The 22,387-nt window shown below is 64.4% G+C and carries 15 protein-coding genes; 3 read left to right on the top strand and 12 right to left on the bottom strand.

Going from position 1 to position 22,387, the window contains the following annotated elements:
- Window positions 1-147: 147 nt before the first annotated feature.
- Window positions 148-522, top strand: coding sequence for a nitrite reductase small subunit NirD (gene nirD / locus ABHM97_RS03620; RefSeq protein ID WP_235519449.1), 375 nt, complete (start codon window positions 148-150; stop codon window positions 520-522).
- Between the two features lie 5 nt (window positions 523-527).
- Here nirD and ABHM97_RS03615 read toward each other — a convergent pair whose 3' ends face one another.
- From ABHM97_RS03615 to ABHM97_RS03600, 4 genes are all read right to left on the bottom strand, one after another.
- Window positions 528-2,273 carry a phospho-sugar mutase gene (locus tag ABHM97_RS03615; protein WP_349469633.1) on the bottom strand — a complete coding sequence of 582 codons (1,746 nt, stop codon included), beginning with the start codon at window positions 2,271-2,273 and terminating at the stop codon, window positions 528-530.
- A gap of 101 nt (window positions 2,274-2,374) precedes the next feature.
- Window positions 2,375-4,003: a glycoside hydrolase family 32 protein gene (locus tag ABHM97_RS03610; protein ID WP_349469632.1), complete on the bottom strand. Its 1,629-nt coding sequence runs from the start codon at window positions 4,001-4,003 to the stop codon at window positions 2,375-2,377.
- A gap of 85 nt (window positions 4,004-4,088) precedes the next feature.
- On the bottom strand, window positions 4,089-5,690 hold the full coding sequence (locus ABHM97_RS03605) for a glycoside hydrolase family 68 protein (protein WP_349469631.1): 1,602 nt from the start codon (window positions 5,688-5,690) through the stop codon (window positions 4,089-4,091).
- Between the two features lie 473 nt (window positions 5,691-6,163).
- Window positions 6,164-6,964, bottom strand: coding sequence for a purine-nucleoside phosphorylase (locus ABHM97_RS03600; protein WP_261609007.1), 801 nt, complete (start codon window positions 6,962-6,964; stop codon window positions 6,164-6,166).
- 122 nt (window positions 6,965-7,086) lie between these two features.
- On the opposite strand from ABHM97_RS03600, the gene ABHM97_RS03595 reads away from it, so the two are divergent.
- A complete protein-coding gene (locus ABHM97_RS03595) occupies window positions 7,087-8,496 on the top strand; it encodes an NAD(P)H-quinone dehydrogenase (protein ID WP_235519460.1) in 1,410 nt (469 codons plus the stop codon).
- A gap of 254 nt (window positions 8,497-8,750) precedes the next feature.
- Here the strand turns inward: ABHM97_RS03595 and ABHM97_RS03590 are convergent, their stop codons facing one another.
- Genes ABHM97_RS03590 through ABHM97_RS03580 form a run of 3 tightly spaced genes read right to left on the bottom strand, consistent with a single transcriptional unit; the run spans window position 8,751 to window position 13,930 of the window.
- Entirely contained in the window at window positions 8,751-10,313 is a 1,563-nt protein-coding gene (locus ABHM97_RS03590; RefSeq protein WP_349469629.1) for an FAD-dependent oxidoreductase, read from the bottom strand.
- Window positions 10,310-12,517, bottom strand: coding sequence for a molybdopterin oxidoreductase family protein (locus tag ABHM97_RS03585; RefSeq protein WP_349469628.1), 2,208 nt, complete (start codon window positions 12,515-12,517; stop codon window positions 10,310-10,312). The genes ABHM97_RS03590 and ABHM97_RS03585 overlap by 4 nt, the downstream gene beginning before the upstream one ends.
- Window positions 12,518-13,930: an MFS transporter gene (locus ABHM97_RS03580; protein ID WP_235519463.1), complete on the bottom strand. Its 1,413-nt coding sequence runs from the start codon at window positions 13,928-13,930 to the stop codon at window positions 12,518-12,520.
- Window positions 13,931-14,194: 264 nt separating this feature from the next.
- On the opposite strand from ABHM97_RS03580, the gene ABHM97_RS03575 reads away from it, so the two are divergent.
- Complete coding sequence (locus tag ABHM97_RS03575; RefSeq protein WP_349469627.1) at window positions 14,195-15,604, top strand: MFS transporter; 1,410 nt, start codon at window positions 14,195-14,197, stop codon at window positions 15,602-15,604.
- A 65-nt stretch (window positions 15,605-15,669) separates the two neighbouring features.
- Here the strand turns inward: ABHM97_RS03575 and ABHM97_RS03570 are convergent, their stop codons facing one another.
- The 5 genes from ABHM97_RS03570 to ABHM97_RS03550 form a co-directional block, all read right to left on the bottom strand.
- The gene (locus tag ABHM97_RS03570) at window positions 15,670-17,484 is read right to left on the bottom strand and encodes an acetyl/propionyl/methylcrotonyl-CoA carboxylase subunit alpha (RefSeq protein WP_349469626.1); all 1,815 of its coding nucleotides are present in this window, start codon (window positions 17,482-17,484) and stop codon (window positions 15,670-15,672) included.
- Window positions 17,485-17,602: 118 nt separating this feature from the next.
- Complete coding sequence (locus ABHM97_RS03565) at window positions 17,603-18,277, bottom strand: Maf family protein (protein ID WP_235519468.1); 675 nt, start codon at window positions 18,275-18,277, stop codon at window positions 17,603-17,605.
- Between the two features lie 180 nt (window positions 18,278-18,457).
- Window positions 18,458-20,983 carry an MMPL family transporter gene (locus ABHM97_RS03560; protein WP_349469625.1) on the bottom strand — a complete coding sequence of 842 codons (2,526 nt, stop codon included), beginning with the start codon at window positions 20,981-20,983 and terminating at the stop codon, window positions 18,458-18,460.
- A 1-nt stretch (window position 20,984) separates the two neighbouring features.
- A complete protein-coding gene (locus ABHM97_RS03555) occupies window positions 20,985-21,713 on the bottom strand; it encodes a TetR/AcrR family transcriptional regulator (protein WP_349469624.1) in 729 nt (242 codons plus the stop codon).
- 152 nt (window positions 21,714-21,865) lie between these two features.
- Window positions 21,866-22,345, bottom strand: a complete 480-nt coding sequence (locus ABHM97_RS03550; protein WP_349469623.1) for a YbjQ family protein — start codon at window positions 22,343-22,345, stop codon at window positions 21,866-21,868.
- Window positions 22,346-22,387 lie beyond the last annotated feature (42 nt).

Genomic DNA, 22,387 nt, shown 5'->3' with positions numbered 1-22,387 from the left:
TGAGGTCTCTTTTACGAAGTGGACACAATCCGCGCCCCCTGATGAAACACCCGGGTTTTAGCGTGGAGGAGTGGCCGCAAGCGCGGCCCTGTCCGGGGGAGTGACGGCGGAGACTGCCAGCACCCGGACACAGTGAGAGGGGCTGACATGACCGTAATTCTGGACGTTACCGACATTCTTGAGCGTGACCTGCGCGCCGCAGCTACGTGGCAGCGTGTTTGCCCGGTGGACGAGCTCGAACTGGCCTGGGGCGAGGCTGCGTTGATCGGCGGTCGCCAGATTGCGCTGTTCCGTACCGCGCCCACCGAGGTCTTCGCTGTTGCCCAGCAGGACCCGGCGACCCTCGCGAACGTTATGGCGCGTGGCATCATCGGGTCCAAGGGAAGCCGCCCGACCATCGCCTCGCCCCTGCACAAAGAGGTCTACGACCTCGAAACCGGTGAGTGCTTCACCAACTCCGACCTCCGCCTCGACGCTTTCCGCACCCGTTTGGTGGACGGCTTCATCGAGGTTGAGCTCTAGGAGTTTTACAAGCCCAGCGCTTCGCGGACGTCCCCGAGGACCTCGTCCAAGGATGTCCGCGCTGCTTGGCGCGCAGCGGGAAGTTCCGCTGCGGATTCCACCGCCTGGATGACTTCCAAGTAGCACTTCAGCTTCGGTTCCGTACCACTGGGCCGGATGATCACGCGGGTGAGGTCGCGGGTCAGGTACAGCAGCCCGTCCGTGGGAGGCAGTGCATCGCTTCCTTCCGCCAGGTCAGTGAAGACCTCGACGGCGGAGCCCCCAAAAGCTTCGGGCGGGTTGACCCGCAAGCGGTTCATCATGGCGTCCAGCAGGCCCAAGTCCGCCACCCGAATGCTCAGCTGGTCACTCGCGTGGAGGCCGTGCACCAGGTAAAGATCATCCAATGTGTCGAAGATCGTCCGGCCCTCAGCCTTGGCAGCTGCCGCAAATTCAGCGATCAGCACTGCCGCCGAGATGCCATCCTTGTCGCGCACCAGCCCAGGGGCCACGCAGTAACCCAACGCTTCTTCGTACCCGTAGATAAGTCCTGGAACGCGGGAAATCCACTTGAAGCCCGTGAGTGTTTCTTCGTGCGCGTACCCCGCCGCAGCAGCAATACGTGAGAGCAGCCGCGAGGAAACGATCGAGTTGGCGAAGACTCCGCTGTGCGGCTCGTCGCCGGCGCTGGCGGTCAAACGCGCCACGACATGAGCGCCCAGAAGGGCACCTACCTCGTCGCCGCGCAGCATCCGCCATGCTCCCGTATCCGGGTCCAGGGCAGCAACCGCGGCCCGATCGGCGTCGGGATCGTTGGCCAAAACGATGTCCGCCCCTGATTCCGCGGCTGCCGCGAGAGCCAGGTCCAAGGCGCCGGGTTCTTCCGGGTTGGGGAAGGCGACCGTGGGGAAGTCCGGGTCAGGATGTGCCTGTTCGGACACGAGGGTCACATCGGTGAATCCGGCTGCGTTCAGGACAGAAACGGCCGTTTCGCCGCCTACGCCGTGCATGGGGGTCAAAACAATTTTGAGGTCCCGGGCGGGGAAGTGTTCGCGGTCCACCAGGCTGGCCATGGCCGACTCGTAGTCGGATGCGATGGAGGTGGGCAGGACCGTCCAGCCGCCGTCGGCAAGTTCGATCGATTCCAGTGCGCCCACTGCCTGGATCTTTTCGGCGATTTCAGCGTCGTAGGGGGCTACGATCTGGGAGCCGCGGCCGCTTTCGGACACGGCGTGCCGGCCAAGGTAGACCTTGTATCCGTTGTCCTGCGGCGGGTTGTGGCTGGCGGTGACCATCACGCCGCCGTCGCAATCGAGGTTCCTGACCGCGTAGGCGAGCAACGGCGTCGGAAGTGCCGCCGGCATGAGGAACGTTTCGATGCCTGCTGCGGTGAAAATCGCGGCGGTTTCCTGGGCAAAGATGTCCGAGTTGTAGCGTGCATCGAAGCCGACGACGGCGCGGGGCCGCGTTCCGGGAGAAGCCGCCTCGACCGTTTCGGTGAGGAAAGCTGCCAAGCCTGCGGCTGCCCGGCGCACCACCACGCGGTTCATCCGGTTGGGTCCGGGACCGAGGGCTGCGCGAAGGCCGGCAGTGCCGAATTGCAGGGTGCCGTTGAAGCTGTCGCCCAGTTCCTGGATTGCTGCGGCATCGCCGCTGCCGGCGAGTTCCATGAGCTCGGTGAGCTCGGCGGACGTTGCCGGGTCCGGGTCTTGGGAAGCCCACAGGCGGGCGTCGGTGATCAGCTGTTCAAAGGCGGCATCGTTGGATGTCATAGGGACAAAACTATCCTCAAATGGAGGAACAGGGCGCAACGAGGGGTGGGATTCCGCCCTTAAGAAGGGTCGTAAAGGGTGAATTCCCGCCCCTCGGCGCGCTAAAACTGACGCGATTGCACCGTAAACTGCGTGTCCCCGTCCGTGCTGAACACCGAGGTTCCCGTGTCGTCCCAGTCAGGGAAGAAGGTGTCCGAGATGACGATGGCGCCGTCCCCGGCGAAGACTTCCACGGATGAGGAATCCAGGAGTATCTGGAGGCGGACCTTGGCATCGTTATTGGAGGCAGGCAAGGTGGCCTGGTGGTATGGGCTGAACTTCTCGGAAAAGTTGGTGGTTCCGGCGTTCGAACGGTCTACCTTCACCGTGCGGGTGTCCTTGGCGTAAGCGATCTGCAAGGCTGATTTTCCGTCGGCTGAGGCACGGAGGTTTATGCCTGCCTCGTGGGCCGATGTCAGCTCCATCTCCACCTCGAGCAGTTGCGCCCGGGCGGTGAAATCGCCGTCCAGGTGCTGCAGCCCGGAGCCGACGGTGAGGTTTTTGCCTTGCACCGCACTGCCAGCGCGTTCAAGGGCCTCGCGTGCAGCAGTGGCAATAGCCGATCGCAGCTCCAAACGGCGCTCGCCGCGCACCAATGTCAGTTCGCGCGGGATCGCCATGGATCCGCGCCACGGAGTGGTGGGAACGTGCTGGGCGTAGTCCCAGTTGCCCATCCAGCCCAGCAGCACGGGCTTGCCGCCGGGTGCACCGGAAATGGAGTTCGCCGCGTAGTAGTCGGCGCCGTAATCCAGCCACTGCGAATCGGTGAGCGGGGCATCCGGGGCGGCGGCATTTTCCGCCGTGAACCGTGTGCCGTCGAATTCGCCCACAAAGTACTGCATGCCCGACCCGCCTGCGATGCCGCCGGGGTTGATGCTCAACAGCATGACCCATTTCTTCGCCGTGGAGTCTTCCACGGCCATTTCGACGAGTTCCGGAACCTCCCAGAGGCCGCCCTGGGCTCCGGCTCCGGAGAAATCACTGAGGAAATCCCAGTGGAGAAGATTGGTGGATTTGAACATCTTCACCACTTGGGCGTCGGCCACCACTGTGGTCATCACCCAGTAGTGGCCCGGCTCGTACCAGGTGATTTTGGGATCGCGGAAGTTGTTGTTGGTGGGAGCGAGGTTCAGCACGGGGTTGCCCCGGTATTTTTCCCACGTGGTGCCCTTGTCCAGGCTGAATGCAACCGACTGGGCCTGCGCGCCTTGGGGGAGTGCGCCGTTCTTTCCATAAGCGCTCGTATAAAGGGCCACCATGGGCGGGTTTTCAGCGGACCCGAGGCCGGACGCGTTCTTGGTGTCCACCACGATACAGCCGGAAAAGACTTCTTCTTCCGGGCTGGCTTCCATGGCTACCGGCTGTTGTTCCCAGTGCACCAGGTCGGTGCTGGTGGAGTGGCCCCAGGACATGTTCCCCCATGAGTTTCCGCGCGGATTGTGCTGGTAGAAGGCGTGGTACGTCCCATCGTGGTAGACCAGCCCATTGGGGTCGTTGAGCCAGTTCTTCGCAGCTGTCAGGTGGGCAGTCGGCCGCCAGGGATCCGAAGCGGTGGGTGCGGTACCAGCGACAGTGGGGGCCGGCGTCGGGCTTTCATCAGGGGTGCAGGCAGCGGCTGAAAAACCAATCACGACGGCGGCACTTGCGGCTAGCAGGTGGCGGCGGGACAGGGGGGGGTTGGGGAGAGTCATGGGGAGAATCCTGAAAGGTTGGGGTGGCGGGGGTGCCGGCAGGTGTGGGGCCGGCACCCCCGCCTTGGCCTGACGGCCGGGGGTGTTACTTGTAGAGGCCTTCGCCACCGACACGGACGTTGGTGGGCAGGTAACCGAACGGGCCGAGGCCGTTCTTGCCGAAGCTGCGGTCAACCTGGGTCACGCCGCCCTTGAAGTTCATCTTCACGGTGGGTGAGAGCGAACCGCCGCGTACGCCGTCGACGTTGTCGATGAATGACTGGACGAGGCCGCCCGGCTGGACGTAGTGCGAGTAGGCCTGGAACTGCCGCCCGTTCTGGCGCGGATCCGGTCCTTCCGGCGCGTTGGCCGGCATGTTCAGGTCCGTGGGGGAGCCCAAAGCCAGGCCACTGTTGTTGACCGGCTGGTAGTCCGAACGAACGCCGTCGCCGACGAAGCCGTACACGCCGTCAGGGCCGCGCATGCCGTCGGCGTAGGTGAATTGGTGGCTGATGGTGAACAGGTAGTACTTGTTCTTGCCGTTCTCGTTCTGGATGAAGATCTGCGGACGCTCGGTCTGGTCGTTGACGCAGTTGGCCGACAGGACCGGCGGGAGGAAGCTCCACTTTGTCAGGTCCTTGTTGTCCGCCACAGCCAGGCCCACGTTGGCGGTCTGGTACCAGGCGCCGGTGGTGCTGTTGACCTGGTCCACTGTCTCAGAGTGCGGATCGCCCGGACGGTAGCCCAGGTCTTCCTGCTTGCACTTGTAGGAGCCGCGGGTGCCACCGGTGTTGCCTTCGAACACCATGAAGGTCTTGCCGGGGTGTGCGGGGTCCGCGAACGTGTAGGGATCACGGAAGGCGAAGCCCGGGTTCTGGGCTTTGTTCTGGTACAGCTTTCCGTCCGGCTCAAGCAGCTTGGTGTGCTGGAAACCATCGAAGGTCACGCCGTCCTTGGTGGCGTGGATGGTGCCAAGGGCTTTTGCGATGGCCGCATCCGGGGCAATCCCGCCGCCGCCTGCGTTGCGCTCGGCGACATCGTAGAACGTGGTGGCTGTGTAGAACACATTGATCTTGTTGCCCTGCATGAGGCGCGTGGAGCCGGACCATTCCGTGTTGCCGATGGAGGTGTTGTCCAGGAACAGGTGGCCGCCGTAGTTCCATTTGTCCTTGGCGGGATCGGCGTTGGTCTTGCGGAAGAAGTAGCCGATACGGGCGTTCCAGTGCCGCTGGTCGAAGCCGTAGCCTGCGTGGCGGTCGGCGACGAGGGCGAAGATTACGTCCCAGCCCTTGTAGCTGATCTGGTTCGCGTTCTCGTCCGTCAAGGACCAGGTGTCCCAGACCCAGACGTCGTCGTTCATGGCGGGGAAGTCCTTGGGGATTTCCGGCATGGTGACGTTGGGGCTCATGGAGTTCTGTCCGGGCGCAACGTTGGGGTTGCTCTGGGCCATGATCTGTTTGGCGTCGGCTCGCGTCCACTTGGAGGTGAAGTTCGCGGCGGGGTCGTAGGCCTGTTGCGTGTGCAGGCTCGGCAGGGGGAAGCCGGGCGTTGGCGCCGGCATGGTGCTCGACGGCGGGTCGGCCGGCAGGTTGGCCTGCGCAGCCGGCGTGAGCAGCAGGATGCTGCCTGCCACGCTGGCTGCCGCTGCGACGGCTACTGCCCGTCGCAGACGGCGGCGTGGCCGTTGAGGGGTTGAGTGCGTGTTCATGCTTGCTCTTCTCGCGGAGTGTTGGACTTCGTGGAGTGGGGCGCATGCCCTGATCCCCGGTATGGGGTTTCCCTGCTCCGGCGTCCATCGAGCCGCGGGAAGCGTCATTGAAGGACGCCATCGTTTCGGGAGTGCGGCAAGGCCTTGAGGGGACTTGCTGCCGTTCGCTCCGGCACGTCGACTTACCGGAACGCTCCCACGCTAGACACGTGTTAGGTCGCAAATCAAAGGACGTTTCAGCGGCCCAAAAAGCTACCCGCCGGTAGATGTGCAAGCGCTTACATTGTCAACGTGCGCGCGTGGCATATCCGCGGGAAGCGGGTCAAATGTTTCGGCATAAATCTTATTTATTCTGAGAATTTACTGTGTGTTTACGTGCCGGAAGAATTGTTAGCGCGCACCAATAAACGCAGCCTTAAAGCAGCAATGCGTGGCCACCGGGCGGTGACCACGCATTTTTTGTGGCGAAAACCTTAGAGCTTCGCGATAATCTCCGCCAGCAGCTTGGAGATGCGCTTGCCCGCGGCCTGACCGGCTTCGAGGACTTCGGCGTGGCTCAAGGGAACGGGGCTGATGCCGGCTGCGAGGTTGGTGACCAGCGAGATCCCGAAGACTTCCATGCCCGCGTGGCGGCCGGCGATCGCTTCCAAGGCGGTGGACATGCCTACAAGGTCCGCGCCGATGCGCTTGGCGTACTGGACTTCCGCCGGGGTTTCGTAGTGCGGCCCGGTGAACTGCGCGTACACACCCTCCTGCAGGGATGGATCCACTTCCCGGGCCAGGTCGCGGATCCGCGAAGAGTAGAGGTCGGTGAGGTCAACGAACGTAGCGCCCTCAAGCGGTGAAGTCGCAGTCAGGTTGATGTGGTCGCTGATGAGCACGGGTGTGCCTGGCGTCCAGTCCTCGTTGAGGCCGCCACAGCCGTTGGTGAGGACCAGTGTCTTGCACCCTGCGGCCGCAGCCGTGCGGACACCGTGGACTACAGATCGGACGCCCCTGCCTTCGTAGTAGTGGGTCCTCGCGCCAAGCACCAAGGCCCGCTTGCCCTCCTTGGTCAGGACGGAGCGGATGGTGCCCACGTGGCCCACCACGGCGGGTTTGTGGAAGCCGGGCACCTCCGAGGCGTTAAGGGTCGCGGTGGTCTCGCCGATAAGATCGGCGGCCTCGGCCCAGCCGGATCCCAGCACCAGTGCAACATCGTGGGACTCGATGCCTGTTTCCGCTGCAATGAAGTCTGCGGCGGCCTGGGCGGCTTCGAAGGGGTCTGTGTTCATCAGCTCAGTGTTACTCACTGGTACAAGCTACCTTGCGGCCACGGGACTTTGGTAGGGACGCACGCGTAGGTGAGGGTGGGCTGAGTGGCAGCCGGCGTGGCAATGAGCGAGAATTGAGGATTGTGACCACCCAAGTTGACTTCAGTGCCCCCCGTATCGCGATCCTGGGAGGTGGTCCCGGCGGATATGAAGCTGCCATGGTGGCCGCCTCACTCGGTGCCCACGTCACCATTGTTGAGCGGGCGGGCCTTGGCGGCTCGGCCGTGCTGACCGACGTCGTGCCTTCCAAAACGCTCATCGCAACTGCCGATCTCATGACCCGCGTCGGCGAGGCCGACGAGCTGGGAGTGAAGTTCGACGGCGACGGCGCGGCATCAAAGCCCCGCGCCGACCTCAAGCACATCAACGACCGCGTCCTGAACCTGGCCCATGGGCAGTCGAACGACATCCGCGCGGGCCTGGAGCGCCTGGGCGTGGAGATCGTCATCGGTTCGGGCAAGCTGCTGGACAACAACACCATCGAGGTCCTGACCCTCGAAGGCACCCGCACCATTGACGCCGACGCGATCCTGCTGGCCGTTGGCGCCCACCCGCGTGAACTCCCCACCGCCAAGCCCGACGGTGAACGCATCCTCAACTGGGCCCAGATCTACAATCTGGACGAACTTCCCGAGGAACTGATCGTGGTGGGTTCCGGCGTGACCGGCGCTGAGTTCGCCTCCGCCTACAACGGCCTGGGTTCCAAGGTCACCCTGATTTCCAGCCGCGACCAGGTCCTCCCTGGCGAGGACACGGATGCGGCCAAGCTGCTCGAAGGCGTCTTTGAGCGCCGCGGCGTCCGAGTCTTGTCGAAGTCCCGCGCCAACGCCGTCGAGCGGACGGACGACGGCGTGAAAGTCACCTTGGGTGACGGATCGATCGTGACAGGTACGCACTGCCTGGTGTGTGTCGGGTCCATTCCCAACACCGCTGGAATCGGCCTTGAAGAAGCGGGCGTGGCGCTCACGGAATCCGGCCACATCAAGGTGGACGGCGTTTCCCGCACCACTGCCCCCAACATCTACGCGGCCGGCGACTGCACCGGTGTGTTCGCCCTCGCATCCGTGGCCGCCATGCAGGGCCGCATCGCGATCGCGCACTTCATGGGCGACGGCGTGAAGCCACTCAAGCTCAACCAAGTTGCGTCCAACATCTTCACGTCCCCGGAAATCGCCTCCGTGGGCGTTTCCGAGGCCGACCTCGCGTCCGGCAAATACCAGGGCGATGTCGTGATGCTGTCCCTGCTCAGCAATGCCCGCGCCAAGATGCGCAACACCAAGGATGGCTTCGTCAAGATCATCGCCCGCAAGGGATCCGGCACCGTGATCGGTGGCGTGGTGGTAGGCCCGAATGCCTCCGAGCTCATCTTCCCGATCTCGGTTGCCGTCACCCAGAAGCTGCACGTCGATGACGTGGCCAGCGCTTTCACGGTGTACCCGTCCCTGACAGGATCCATCTCGGAAGCTGCACGGCGCCTGCACGTTCACATGTAGCGCCAACGCCGACGCCCGTTTCGACGGTTCGCAGCGCACCAGACGATACCTACCGTCTAACGTGCAGCGAACCATCGAAACGGGCGTTTGTGCTTCCTACGTCCGCGCGCGAAGATCCCTGGGGCCTGCTCTGAGATGTTCACGTGAGAAGCCTAAGTGTCCGATTCGATGGCTCGCTGCGGCGAATGCCGGGCGCACGGCATGCTCCGCAGCGAACCCCCGAACCCGAGCGGCAAACCAAAAACTATGCGGCTTCAAGCTGCGGCGGCCTGGAAGTGTTTCTCGATGATGCCCTTGATGTCCTCGTGGCACCCGCCGCAGCCTGTACCGGCCCGGGTGGCCTTGGAAACCTCGCCAACGGAAGAGCAACCTTCCAGCACCGAGTCTTCGATGCTGGCGGCGCTAACCCCTGCACAACGGCAAACGGTCCGTTGCGGGTCGGTGCTGGTGGCGCCGCTGTCCAACTGGTCCGGACCATCCAGGCGCAGCAGCAAGGACCGGTCCGCGGGGAGTTCGGAAGAGCGCTCAAACAAGACCACCAGTTCGGCAGCAGTACGGGGCATGCCCACAGACACCAAGCCCTCCAGCACCCCGCCCCGGGTGGTCATCTTTACGTAGCGGCCGTGCTCAGGATCGGCCCACTGGGAGACCTGCCGGCGCGGGCGCCCGGAAGCAGCACCGGACTCCAGTAGCTCTTCATCCCAAGGATCTGCCTGGTTGTCGCCCGCCACGGCAAGGTTGATGCCACGCGCCTTCAGGACCACCACACCGGGCTTTTCCGGGGGCAGCGCTTCCAGGGCATCCGCGGCCGCCTGTCCGTCGCGGGCCAGGACCACGAGGTACTCGGCCAGCCATTCGGCCTGCCGCCAGCCCGGACCCACCAGGCCTGACGGACCCGTGGCGCTCCGGCAATCGGTGCAGGCAGCGTCCGGGCAGCGCACTTCCGCACAGTCACCGATCGCGAACATGTGGGGCTCGTGAAAGGTCCGGAGGTGGTGGTCCACCAGGATCCCGGCGCCGGTAGGCAGACCACAGCCTTCCGCCAGTTCAATCCGGGGCCTTACGCCACAGGACAACACCAGCAGGTCGCCGTCGATCGCGGAACCGTCATCGAGCAACAGGGCGGAGAAGGATCCTCCGGGACCCGCCGTTTCAACACCGGTGGAGCGGGCGTTGCCCGCCATCCTGACTCCGCCCAAACGCAAGCTGTTGGTGAGCACGGAGCCGCTGCCCCGGTCGATGCTGCGGCCCAGGGGGAAGGGGCCGTTGTGGACGACAGTGACCAAGGCACCTTCCTCGGAGGCGGCCAGCGCCGTCTCCAAGCCCAGGACGCCACCGCCCAGCACCACCACGCGCTTGCCACCTGCCACGGCAGCACGGAGGACGGCGGCGTCCCGGAGATCGCGCAACGCCGTCACTCCCACCGGAAGCACAGGTCCGGCAGGGTCGGGGTTGAGGCCGGTCAGGTTGGGAATCACCGGACGGGAACCAGTGGCGAACACCAACCGGTCGTAATGCTCGGAGCTGCCATCGGAAAGCACTACGTGCTGGCGTGCCCGGTCGATCCTTTTGACCTTCACGCCCAACCTGACGTCGACGCCGTCGGCCATCAAGTCGGCCGCGTCAGCCATAGCCAGCGCCTCGGCAGTGGTCCGCCCCACGCCCAGTTCAGCAACCATCACGCGGTTGTAGGCAGCTTCCGGTTCCTGTCCAACCACCATCAGCTGGACCAGGCCCGAACGTACGGCGGGGAGGATTTCGTCCACGAGGCGCGCTGCCACGGGACCGAAACCTACGACGACAATCCGCTCGCTCATAAAGCCTCCTTGACGTAAACCGGCGCTCGAACCCCGACGGCGGTTGCTGCCACCGGGGTTGCCGCTGCCTTCTTAACCCACACCCGGCTGGTCTTGAACTCCGGCATGCCGGAAATGGGATCTGTGGCCGCCTCCGTGAGGCGGTTGGCATTCTCCTGGCCGGGGAAGTGGAACGGCAGGAAAACAGTGTCGGCCCGGACAGAGTTGCTGAGCTCGGCCCGGCAGAGGACCTCGCCGCGTTCGTTCGTGACCGTGGCGTAGTCGCCGTCGGCAATCCCACGTGAAGCTGCGGTGCCCGGGTGGATCAGCAGCCGCGCCTGCGGTTGGGCTGCCATCAGTGCCTCGACCCGTCGGGTTTGCGCGCCGGACTGGTAGTGCTCCAGCAGCCGCCCGGTAGCCAGTGCCAGCGAGTCATCCGCAAATGAACGCACCGCCCGCTTGGGTGGGGTCACGGGCACCATGACGGCCCGGCCATCAGAGTGCGCGAAGCCATCGCCGAAAAGCCGCGGCGTGCCCGTGCTGCCAACGGGGTAGGGCCAGTAGGCCGCTTCCCCGCGGTCCAGCATGGCGTAGTCGATGCCCGAGTAATCAGCCAAGCCGCCGGCGGAGGCCAGACGAAGTTCTTCGAACACCGACTCAGGGTCGTCACTGAAAATGGAGGGTGCTTCCAGACGTTCGGCGAGCCGGGCCATGAGCCAGAGTTCGCTGCGGACGCCTGGGGGAGGAGTCAGCGCCTGACGACGCCGGATCACCCGCCCCTCGAGGTTGGTCAGCGTGCCCTCCTCCTCGGCCCACTGCGTGACAGGCAGGACCAGATCCGCTTCGGCGGCCGTCTCTGACATGAAGAAATCACAGACAACCAGAAAGTCGAGAGCCCGCAGCCCGGCCGTCACGGCGTTCGTATCGGGTGCCGACACCACAACGTTGGCGCCGTGCACGAAAAGGCAACGGACGCCGTCGGGCTTCCCGAGCGACTTCAGGAGTTCGACGGCGGGCAGTCCCGGTCCGGGGATCAGTGACTCCTCGATTCCCCACACCTTGGCGATGTGGGCGCGGGCGGCGGGATCGGCGATCTTGCGGTAACCCGGGAGCTGATCGGCCTTTTGCCCGTGTTCGCGGCCGCCCTGGCCGTTGCCCTGGCCGGTGAGTGTGCCATAGCCACTGCGCGCCGAACCTGGCAGGCCGAGGAGAAGGCTGAGGTTGATCGCTGCCGTGGCTGTATCCGTGCCGTCCACGTGCTGTTCCACGCCGCGGCCACTGAGGATGTAGCTGCCGCCGGTGCGGACACCGTGCGCCAGCCGCCGGGCGGTCTCCCGGATGAGGTTCGCGGGAACGCCGGTGATGGTCTGGACGCGTTCGGGCCAGAAGGCATTGAGGCTGCGCACCACAGCCGCGTAACCGGTGGTCTTTGCAGCAATGAACTTGTCATCCACCAGGCCCTCGTGCACCACCACATGGGAGATGCCCAAAAGGAGGGCCAAATCGGTACCGGGGGTCGGCTGCAGGTGGAGGCCGCCGCCGTCGGACGTCAACGCAGCAGTAGCCGAGCGTCGCGGATCCACCACGATCAGGCCGCCGGCGTCGCGGGCGCCCTGCAGGTGCGGGACGAAGGGTGGCATGGTCTCGGCAACGTTGGAACCGAGCATGAGGATGACGGACGCGGTGTCCAGGTCCGTTACCGGGAAGGGGAGGCCGCGGTCCACGCCGAACGCACGGTTGCCTGCCGCAGCAGCCGAGGACATGCAGAACCGGCCGTTGTAGTCGATGCGGGAAGTCCTCAGCGCCAGGCGCGCGAACTTGCCCAGCAGGTACGCCTTCTCGTTGGTGAGGCCGCCGCCCCCGAAGACGCCCACCGCATCGTTTCCGTGGTGCTTTTGGGTGTCCTTGACGGCCGCTGCGATGAGCATGAGCGCTTGGTCCCAGGAGATCGGTTGGTGGACGCCGTCCGATCCCTTGAGGAGCGGCTCGGTGACCCGGCCGTTGTGATGCAACAACGACGCCGATGTCCAGCCTTTGCGGCACAGCCCGCCCCGGTTGGTGGGGAAGTCGCGCCCGGAGACCTCCAGGGGCGCGGCTGGCTGGGCCGGTTCTGCGGTGGGTGCGGGCGCCGGCCCCGGCGCGGCGGAGTCCGTCGTGGCCGGGGTCAGCGTCATGGCGCACTGGAGCGCGCAGTAGGGGCAGTGGGTATCGGCGCCGTTGGGCATCTAGATGTGTCCGATCGTGTTGCGCTTCCGGGCCGGGCGGATGTAGCAGACCCAGCAGACGGTGAGCATCAGGACGTACGCTCCCACGAATCCGTAGAACGCCGGGGTGTAGGAACCTGCGGTGGTGTTGGAGGCGTTGAGCACCTGCGGGATGACGAAGCCGCCATAGGCGCCGATCGCCGAGATCAGGCCCAGTGAGGATGCTGCAAGCCGGGCGGTGGCCGCGCTGCTGGCTCCGTTCCGTGCAGCCCTGCTGGAGGTGGCGAAGATGACCGGGATCATGCGGTATGTTGCGCCGTTACCAAAGCCGCTCGCCAGGAAGAGGAGCAGGAACAGGGTGAGGAAGAGCCAGAAGTTCTTCAGCGGCAACGTCCAGATCATGGTGAGGGTGATGACGGCCATGGAAGCGAAGGAGGCAATGGTCATTCGCGCCCCGCCCATCCGGTCGGCCATGCGTCCGCCGTAGGGGCGGGCCAGGGAGCCGACAAGCGGGCCGAGGAAGGCAAGTGAGAGCGCAACTGCGCCGACGTGGATGGAGGAGAAGTCCGGGAAGTAGTCCTTGATCAGTTTGGGGAAGACGCCCGCAAAGCCGATGAAGGAACCGAAGGTACCGATGTACAGAAACGCCATGACCCACAGGTGCGGTTCCTTGAGGGCCGCCAGCGAGCCGGCCACATCGCCTTTGGCGCTGGTGAGGTTGTTCATGTACTTCCAGGCGCCGAAGGCGGCGATGAGGATCAGGGGAATCCAGATGATGCCGGCCACGGGAAGGTTGACCGTTCCCGCCGCCAGGAGCGTGATGGCGATCGGAACAACAAGCTGCGCGACGGCGGCACCCAGGTTTCCGCCGGCGGCGTTCAGGCCCAGCGCCCAACCCTTTTCGCGGGCCGGGTAGAAGAAGGTGATGTTGGCCATGGAGCTGGCGAAGTTGCCGCCACCGAAGCCGGCAAGGGCGGCGATGAGAAGCATGACACCGAACGGCGTTTCCGGGTTGGAGACGCAGATCGCCAATCCCGTGGTGGGGATCAGGAGCAGGAGTGCCGAGACGATGGTCCAGTTCCGGCCACCGAACTTCGGAACCATGAAGGTGTAGGGGATACGGAGTGTTGCGCCTACGAGGCTGGGAATGGAGATGAGCCAGAAGATCTGGTTGGAATCAAACGTGAAACCGGCGGCGGGGAGCTGGACAACCACGATGGACCACAGCTGCCACACAACGAATCCGAGGAATTCGGCGAAGATGGACCAATACAGGTTTCGCTTGGCGATGGACCGGCCTTCGGCTTCCCACTGGCCCTTGTCCTCGGCATCCCAGTTGGCGATCCAGCGGCCGGGGCGGTGTTCAAGGGTGGGGGTGGCGGCAGCAGTGGACTGGACGGGAACCAGTGCATCTGCGGTGCTATCAACAGTCACGGGAGTGCCTCCTTGGTGGGGGACGTTGTTCTTCCAAGGTAGGTTTGGCGCATTTCACGGACGGACGCTGTTTGTAAACGCCCTGTGACATTTCCCTATCGGCGGGGTCACCGGCGCGTGAGGCCGTGGTGAGGTATTGTGGCGCAGACCACATCGTGGGATTTCTGCGGCTGTCCGCATGTTGGACTTGGTTGTCCAGTCAATGGACAGCGGGAACTATTATTGAACTCTCGAATAATCCATGTGAACGAAAGCTGCAACTACATGTCTTCCACCGCACCATCCAAGGAAGGCGAGTCCACTCAGCCGGTGAACTCGCGGGGCAAAGTGATCTTCGCCAGCCTGATCGGCACGACGATCGAGTTCTACGACTTCTACGCCTATGCCACCGCGTCGGTACTCGTCTTCCCGAAGCTCTTCTTCCCGGACGCCACTGATATCAACGCGTTGCTCAGTGCGTTTGCCATCTTCGGCGTGGCCTTCTTCGCCCGCCCCGTCGGCGCAGTGGTCTTCGGACACTTTGGTGACAAGATCGGCCGCAAGGGCACCCTGGTCGCTTCGCTTCTGACCATGGGTATTGCCACGTTCCTGATCGGACTCCTGCCTACGGCATCCATGCCGGGTTGGGCCATCCTGGCGCCCATCCTCCTGGTGGTTCTGCGCTTCTTCCAAGGCCTCGCCCTTGGTGGAGAATGGTCCGGCGCGGCTTTGCTCGCCACCGAGAACGCTCCGGAAGGCAAGCGCGCCATCTACGGAACGTTCCCGCAGCTTGGTGCCCCGATCGGCTTCATCATTGCCAACGTCATCTTCATCTGGATGAACGTGGCACTGACCGCCGAAGAGTTCCTCGCATGGGGCTGGCGGGTTCCGTTCATCCTCAGTGCCGTGCTGGTCATCGTGGGCCTCTACGTCCGGTTGAAGCTGGTGGAAAGCGTGTCCTTCACCAAGGTCATCCAGCAGGAGAAGGTCCAGAAGCTGCCCCTCGCAGCCACACTCAAGAGCCACTGGCGCCCCGTGGTGGCCGGTACCTTCATCATGTTCGCCACCTACGTGCTCTTCTACATCATGACCACGTTCACTTTGTCCTACGGCACCAAGCCCACCCTGGCCGGTGCCCAGGCCGCCGCCGAAAAAGCCGGCAAGCCCATGACAGCTGACCAAATCGCAGCATTCGTTCCCGGACTGGGCATTACCCGCTCTGACTTCCTGTGGATGCTGATCATCGGCGTGGTCTTCTTCGGCATCTTCACGGTGGTTTCCGGGCCGCTGGCTGAGAGGTGGGGCCGCCGCAAGTTCCTGCTGGGCGTCACCGCCGGCATCTTCGTCTTCGGTGCGCTCTGGTTCACCATGTTCGGCCCTGGCCAGGCCGCCGCCATGGTTGGACTCATTGTTGGCTTCACGCTCATGGGCCTGACGTTCGGTCCCATGGCCGCCATCCTGCCCGAGCTCTTCCCGGCAAATGTCCGATACACAGGTTCTGCGGTCGCTTACAACCTGTCGTCCATGATCGGTGCCGCCCCGGCATCGTTCGTGGCCATCGCACTCTGGTCGGCAGCGAACGGAAGCACCTGGTTGGTGGGTGTCTACATGGCCGTCGCCGCTGTGGTGACCTTCATCGCCCTGTGGTTGACGCGTGAAACCAAGGACACCGACTACGAGAACAACGTAGCCTAAGTACGCCTTAACGACGTCGGCCCCGCACCGTTTGGTGCGGGGCCGACGTCGTTAAGCGGTTGTTCTTAGTCCTCGATGGTGGCGATGACGGCGCCGGCGGCGACGGTCTCGCCTGCCGCGGCGGACAGGCCGCGAATGGTGCCGGCCTTGTGGGCTGTGAGGGGCTGCTCCATCTTCATGGCTTCGAGGACGACGATCAGGTCGCCCTCGGCCACGACGTCGCCTTCAGAGGCTGCCACCTTGACGATGGTGCCCTGCATGGGCGACGTCAGGGCGTTGCCGCCGGCCGCAGCAGCCGTAGCACCAGCGGAACGGGAGCGCTTTTTGGACTTCCCGGACTTGGTGCCCGAGCCACTCGAGACGGCAGCCACGCCGCCACCCAAGCCGGAAGGCAGGACGACCTCAAGGCGCTTTCCACCAACCTCGACGACGACGCGCTGGCGCTCACCGGCGTCGGGGTTTTCTGCGCCGGCCGTGCTGGCAGACCAAGCCGGGATGCTGTTGACGAACTCAGTTTCGATCCAGCGGGTGTGAACCTTGAAAGGACCCTCGGCCGGGGCGAAATCGGGGTCGGTGACGACTGCCAGGTCGAACGGAATAACGGTGGGGATACCCTCCACCACCATCTCTTCCAAGGCGCGGCGTGAACGCTGCAGGGCCTGCTCGCGGGTAGCGCCGGTGACGATCAGCTTGGAGAGCATGGAGTCGAAGTTGCCACTGATGACGTCTCCCTGATCCACGCCGGAATCGATCCGGACGCCGGGTCCGGTCGGGTTCTTCAGGGTGGTGATGGTGCCAGGGGCGGGCATGAAGTTGCGGCCCGGGTCTTCGCCCGTGATGCGGAACTCGAAGGAGTGGCCACGGACCTCGGGGTCCTCGTAGCCGAGGGCTTCACCGCGGGCGATGCGGAACTGCTCGCGGACCAGGTCGATGCCCGTGACTTCTTCGGATACGCAGTGCTCCACCTGGAGCCGGGTGTTGACCTCGAGGAAGGAAATGGTGCCATCCTGGCCCACCAGGAACTCACATGTGCCGGCACCAAGGTAGTTGGCCTCCTTGAGGATGGCCTTGGAGGATTCGTAGAGGCGCTTGACCTGCTCTTCGCTCAGGTACGGCGCGGGAGCTTCTTCGACAAGTTTCTGGTTGCGGCGCTGCAGGGAGCAGTCGCGGGTGGAGACCACAACCACGTTGCCGAAGCCGTCGGCCAGGCACTGCGTCTCAACGTGGCGCGGTGCATCGAGGAAACGCTCGATGAAGCACTCGCCGCGGCCGAAGGCTGCGGTGGCTTCGCGCACGGCAGACTCGTACAGTTCAGGGATTTCGTCCATGGTGCGGGCCACCTTGATGCCACGCCCGCCACCGCCGAAGGCAGCCTTGATGGCGACAGGAAGTCCGAATTCCTCGGCGAACTTCAGGATTTCGTCGGCATCCTGGACGGGGTCGGCCGTGCCAGGGACCAGCGGAGCCCCCACCTTTTCGGCGATGTGGCGGGCCTGGACCTTATCACCCAACGCGGAGATGGCCTCGGGGGAGGGGCCGATCCAGGTGATACCGGCGTCGATGACCTTCGCAGCAAACTCGGCGTTTTCGGCCAGGAAGCCGTAACCGGGGTGGATGCCGTCGGCGCCGGACTGCTTGGCAACCTCAATGATCTTGTCCATCACCAGGTACGACTCGGCAGCGGTGTTGCCACCCAAAGCGTAGGCTTCATCGGCGAGGCGAACGTGGAGGGCATCGCGGTCAGGGTCGGCGTAAACCGCCACGGAGGCAATGCCTTCGTCCCGGGCGGCTCGGATGATGCGGACCGCGATTTCGCCGCGGTTGGCAATCAAGACCTTGGTAAGAGGGCTGGAAATGGGCTGCGCCGGGTTAGCTGACAAGTTGTTGACTCCTTCTGTCCTTCAGGGAGCCTAGCGTGATTGTGAGGGTTCCGCCCATATTGATGGGGGATTCCGTGTGTGAGGCGATGTTCCTTTGTAGGGTTGCTACAAATTGCTTCTACTGGCTGTTTGAGTTCCACAGCTCTGTGATGCCTACGTTCGCGTGCACCAGCAGATCCCGGAGGGTGGAGATGGAAAGCCCGACGACGGCGTGCGGGTCGCCGTCGACCTTGCGGATGAAGGCCCCACCCAGGCCGTCGATGGTGAAGGATCCGGCGCAGTGCAGGGGCTCGCCGGTAGCGATGTAGGCGTCGATCTCGCTTTCGGACATCTGCGCGAAGTGAACTTCCGCGCTGGAGACCCCGCCCACCGTGGCGCCTGTGCCGTCCGGGGACCAGTCGCCGGCAGCTGCGTCTTCGTCCGCGTCAGCTGCGGTATCGCGGCAGTCAACCAGCCAGTGCCCTGTGTGCAATACTCCCTGCGAGCCGCTCATGCGAAGCATCCGCTCCCGGGCGACTTCCGCGGTGTAGGGCTTACCGTGGGACTCGCCGTCGAATTCGAACACCGAGTCGCACCCGATTACCAGGGCGCCTTCAGCTTCGGGGAGGGCTGCAACGGCTTCTGCCTTGGCCCGGGCGAGCAGCAGGGCGGTGTCGTGGGCGTCCGTCACGCCGTACTTCGCCTGGACTGCATCCTCATCGACTTCCGAGACCAGGATCTCATGCTGGATGCCCGCCTCCGTGAGCAGCTTGGTGCGGGCGGGGGACTGGGAGGCGAGGATCAATCGGGTCACGCCCTCCAGCCTAATACGACCCTCGCTCACATCCCGCCTGCTTCCCGCGGACGCTCTCTCACGTCCCGCCTGTTTCCCGCGGACCCTCTCTCACGTCCCGCCTAAACGCCCGACGCTCCATCACTGGCGTGAAGCAAGTGATGGAGCGTCGGGTTGAAGGGGTGATTACGTGGAGGAGCGTTAGTGGACCAGCTCTCCGGATCCGGCCTTGGGGCGGTCGCTGCGGGTGAGCTTGGCGCCTTCGACGTCCACGTCCGGGAGGATCCGCTGGAGCCACTTGGGCAGCCACCAGGCTTTTTCGCCCAACAGGTACATCACGGCCGGAACGATCGTCATGCGGACCACGAACGCATCGATGAGCACACCGAACGCCATCGCAAAGCCCAGGGGCCGGACCATGGTGAGGTGGCTGAAGATGAAACCCGAGAACACGCTGACCATGATGATCGCGGCGGCGGTGACCACGGCCGCGGCGTGGCTGAACCCGGACCGGACCGCGTGCTTGGCGGACTCGCCGTGCATGAACGATTCGCGCATGCCGGAGGTGATGAACACCTGGTAGTCCATGGCCAGGCCGAACAGCACGCCGATCAAAATGATGGGCAGGAAGCTCAGGACGGCGCCTGGGTTGGCGACGTCGAAGATTCCACCCAACCAGCCCCACTGGTACACGGCAACCACGGCACCGAAAGCGGCGGCCAGCGAGAGCAGGAAGCCACCCGTGGCCAGCAGCGGAACGACGATCGAGCGGAACACCAGCAGGAGCAGGATCAGCGAAAGTCCCACCACAATTGCGAGGTAAGGGGGCAGTGCCGCACCAAGTTTGGCGGACACATCGATGTTGCCGGCCGTCTGGCCGGTCAGTCCGATGGTCACATCGTTCTGGTCACGGATGTCGGTGCCCTTGGCGCGGACGTCGGAAACCACCTGGACGGTGCTGGCGCTGGCGGGTCCCTCTTTAGGGATCACCTGGTAGACCGCGGTTCGCAGGTCATCGCTGAGGGCCACGGGCACTGCGGCGATCACGTTGTCCACGCCCCGCAGCTTGTCGGCGACATCGTACTGTTTGTTCTTGGCGCCGTTTTCGCTCAGACCTTCAGGGAACTCGGCGACCACGATGATCGGGCCCGTCATGCCTTCGCCGAAGCTGCTGCGCGTGAGGTCATAGGCCTTGAACGCCTGTGAATCGACAGGTTCGGAACCGCCGTCGGGCAGTGCAAGCCGCAACTGGGAAGCGGGCAGCGCAACGGCTCCGAGCAGGACGACGCTGAGGATCAAAGCAACCCACGGATGCCGGGTAACAAGGCCGCCCCAGCCACCGCTGCTGCGCTTCTCTTCGAGGGCGCGGTCGGCTGCTTCGTGGCCCGGTTCGGCATTGTGCTTGGCGGCCTTGGCCCAGGCGCGCTTGGAGATGAGCCGGCGGCCGATCAGCGCCAGGATGGCGGGCGTCAGGGTCAATGCGACGACGACGGCGACCGCCACTGTCGCCGCGGCGGCGACACCCATGACTGCGAGGAAGGGAAGCCCGGGGACCACCAGGGCGGCAAGCGCGATGATGACGGTGAGGCCCGCGAACAACACAGCGTTACCGGAGGTTCCCGTGGCAAGGGCCGCGGATTCTTCGCCGTCCATGCCTGCCAAGAGTTGGCCGCGGTGGCGGTTGACGATGAACAGGGAGTAGTCGATACCCACCGCAAGGCCGAGCATCAGGGCGAGCATCGGGGAGATGGAGCTCATGTCGATCACGCTGGTGAGCGCGAATGTGCCACCGACGCCAACCGCGACTCCGATCAAAGCCATCACCAGCGGAAGGCCCGCCGCGACCAGGGTGCCGAGCATAAGGATCAGAACCAACGCGGCAACGGCCACGCCCACGATTTCGGCAATGCCGAAGATCTGGGAGACGTCCTCAGTGATTTCCTTGCTGGCATATGCCGTGACGCCTGCGGAAGATACCTCGTGAACGATGTCCTGCACTTGCTTGCGGTCGGCTGGATCTACCGCGTTGATGGAGGTCTTGAACTGGACCTGCGCGATTGCTGCCTTGTTGTCGCTGGAGACGAACCGGAGCCCCTCCGAGGCAGCAGCTTGCCGCTTGGCGAGGGCCAAGGTGGCAGCGCCGTCGGCGGCCTCCTTAGCACCGGCGTCGAGCTTTTCCTTGCCCGCGGCGAGCTCAGCGCGCTTGGCACCGAGCTGCGCGTCAATCTGCGCGGGGGTGAGGCCGGAGGCCGCCAGCTGCTGCTCGGCCGCGGAGAGTTGCGCCTCGCCAGCCGTCAGCTGTGCGCGGGAGGCATCCAGTTGGGCTTGACCTGCCGCAGCCTTGGCTTCACCGTCGGCGATCTGGCTGGCCGCGGAATCCAGCTGTTCTTGCGTGGTGAACGGGTTCACCGTCCCTTGGATGTCGGGCATGTCCTTGAGCTTGTCGAGGGCGGCCGCGACGGCATCCTTCTTGGCTTGGTCGAAACCGGCGTCGCCGGCGTCAAAGACGACGCTCGCGGATCCGCCGGAGGAAGCAGGCAGGGCTTCCTTGAGCTTGTCGGCCATCCGCTGGGTTTCGGTGCCGGGGATGGTGAAGTTGTTGGACATGGTGCCGTGGAAAGCTGCGGCTGAACCGCCCACGGCCACCAGGACGGCCAGCCAGATGGAGATCACCAGCCAGCGGCGCCGGTACGAGAATTTGCCGAGCCGGTAGAGGAACGAAGCCATGTCAGAACCGATCTTTGGTGGTTGGAACAGAGGGGGCGGCTGATGCCGGAGATTGTGGGGCTGAAACGTCCGACGGCGGCGCGAAGCCGGCGCCGAGGAGACCCATCGCATCGATGAGGTGCTGGCGAAGGACGGCGAGGGATTCCGCGGAGAGGTCGGGCCCTCGTTCGGCGAACCAAACAGTCATGGCCGCCTTGCCGCAGGAGATCACCGAGCCCGCCAAAGCATGCAAGTAGAGCTCGCTGATGCCTTCACCGAGCCTGCTGCGGGCAGCGTCAATGATTTGCCCGGTGCAGTGTTCCCAGGCTTCAAGCTCGGAGCGGGCCAACGCGCGGTTGTCCTGGGTGAGGCTGAACAGCTCGGCCATGGGTGCCACGGACATCGGATCTGCGAGGGCCATGAGGGCGGCCTGCGCGGATTCAAGGATGGATTCTTCTGCGGGGCGCAGGCGGAATTGTTCCAGGGCGTGGTCCATGAAGCCGTCGGCCACTGATGCCAGGGCCGCTTCGAGGCTGGGGAAATAGTTAAAGAAGGTCCGTCGCGAAACTCCCGCGCTGGCAGCGATGTCCTCGACGGTGAAATTGCCGGGGCCTTTGCTTCGGAGGAGGTCGAGGGCTGCGGCGGCTATTGAGCTGCGGGTTGCTGCTTTGTTGAGCTCGCGACGCGAAGGCGTGCTCGGCTCGGGGAGGAGCGGATCCGGGGACGGCTCCTGGGTACTCGTTGTGATCACGTAATTACACTAAGTGCAACTTTGCACTCTGCGCAATTTGAATCTTTTGGCGCTGAACGGAAGAGTCCCGCTCTTGTTCGCCTCACCCGCCCTTGAAGGACGGGTTCAACGAACGAGAGCGGGACTCAGTAAGGGGTTGGACCGTCTCCGAATCAGAACTGCTGCGGAGGCGTGGGCTGCGCAGGTTGCTGGGGCTGCGCAGGTTGCGTGGGTTGCGCAGGTTGCTGAGGGTGCGCGGGGGGAGCGGACTGCTGCTGGGCGGCGGTCTTCGTCAGGTAGATCGACTGTCCCGTTGCCCCGGGCTCGCCTTCGCCGAGGGGGAGCACATAGACCGCGGTTCCATAGGCGCAGACCTCGGTCCAGTTGGTGCCCATCTCGGAGGTGTCGAAACGCATGGCCACAATGGCGTTGGCGCCGCGCTGCTGCGCTTCGTTGACCATGCGTGCCATGACTTCCTGGCGGCTCTCGTAGAGTGCCTTGGTCATCTCGGGCAGCTCACCGCCTCCAAGGGAGCGGAAACCGGCAAGCATCTGCGAGCCGATGTCCCGTGAACGGACAGTGAGGCCCATGACTTCGCCGAACACGGCGTCGATCCGGTGACCCGGAATTTCATTTGAAGTGACGATCAGCATGGTCAGAGCCTATCCAGCTTTGGGCCCATTAAGAGGGAAATC

The sequence above is a fragment of the Paenarthrobacter sp. CAP02 genome (assembly GCF_040137855.1).
Classification (GTDB): domain Bacteria; phylum Actinomycetota; class Actinomycetes; order Actinomycetales; family Micrococcaceae; genus Arthrobacter.
The sequence above is the reverse complement of the archived record's forward strand: the minus strand, read 5'-3'. Positions and strand labels throughout refer to the sequence as shown.

What these genes read in the sequence shown, in the direction of transcription:
- nirD (WP_235519449.1), top strand. Translation starts at nt 148, where the DNA reads ATGACCGTAATTCTGGACGTTACCGACATTCTTGAGCGTGACCTGCGC.
- ABHM97_RS03615 (WP_349469633.1), bottom strand. Translation starts at nt 2,273, where the DNA reads ATGACATCCAACGATGCCGCCTTTGAACAGCTGATCACCGACGCCCGC.
- ABHM97_RS03610 (WP_349469632.1), bottom strand. Translation starts at nt 4,003, where the DNA reads ATGACTCTCCCCAACCCCCCCCTGTCCCGCCGCCACCTGCTAGCCGCA.
- ABHM97_RS03605 (WP_349469631.1), bottom strand. Translation starts at nt 5,690, where the DNA reads ATGAACACGCACTCAACCCCTCAACGGCCACGCCGCCGTCTGCGACGG.
- ABHM97_RS03600 (WP_261609007.1), bottom strand. Translation starts at nt 6,964, where the DNA reads ATGAACACAGACCCCTTCGAAGCCGCCCAGGCCGCCGCAGACTTCATT.
- ABHM97_RS03590 (WP_349469629.1), bottom strand. Translation starts at nt 10,313, where the DNA reads ATGAGCGAGCGGATTGTCGTCGTAGGTTTCGGTCCCGTGGCAGCGCGC.
- ABHM97_RS03585 (WP_349469628.1), bottom strand. Translation starts at nt 12,517, where the DNA reads ATGCCCAACGGCGCCGATACCCACTGCCCCTACTGCGCGCTCCAGTGC.
- ABHM97_RS03575 (WP_349469627.1), top strand. Translation starts at nt 14,195, where the DNA reads ATGTCTTCCACCGCACCATCCAAGGAAGGCGAGTCCACTCAGCCGGTG.
- ABHM97_RS03560 (WP_349469625.1), bottom strand. Translation starts at nt 20,983, where the DNA reads ATGGCTTCGTTCCTCTACCGGCTCGGCAAATTCTCGTACCGGCGCCGC.
- ABHM97_RS03550 (WP_349469623.1), bottom strand. Translation starts at nt 22,345, where the DNA reads ATGCTGATCGTCACTTCAAATGAAATTCCGGGTCACCGGATCGACGCC.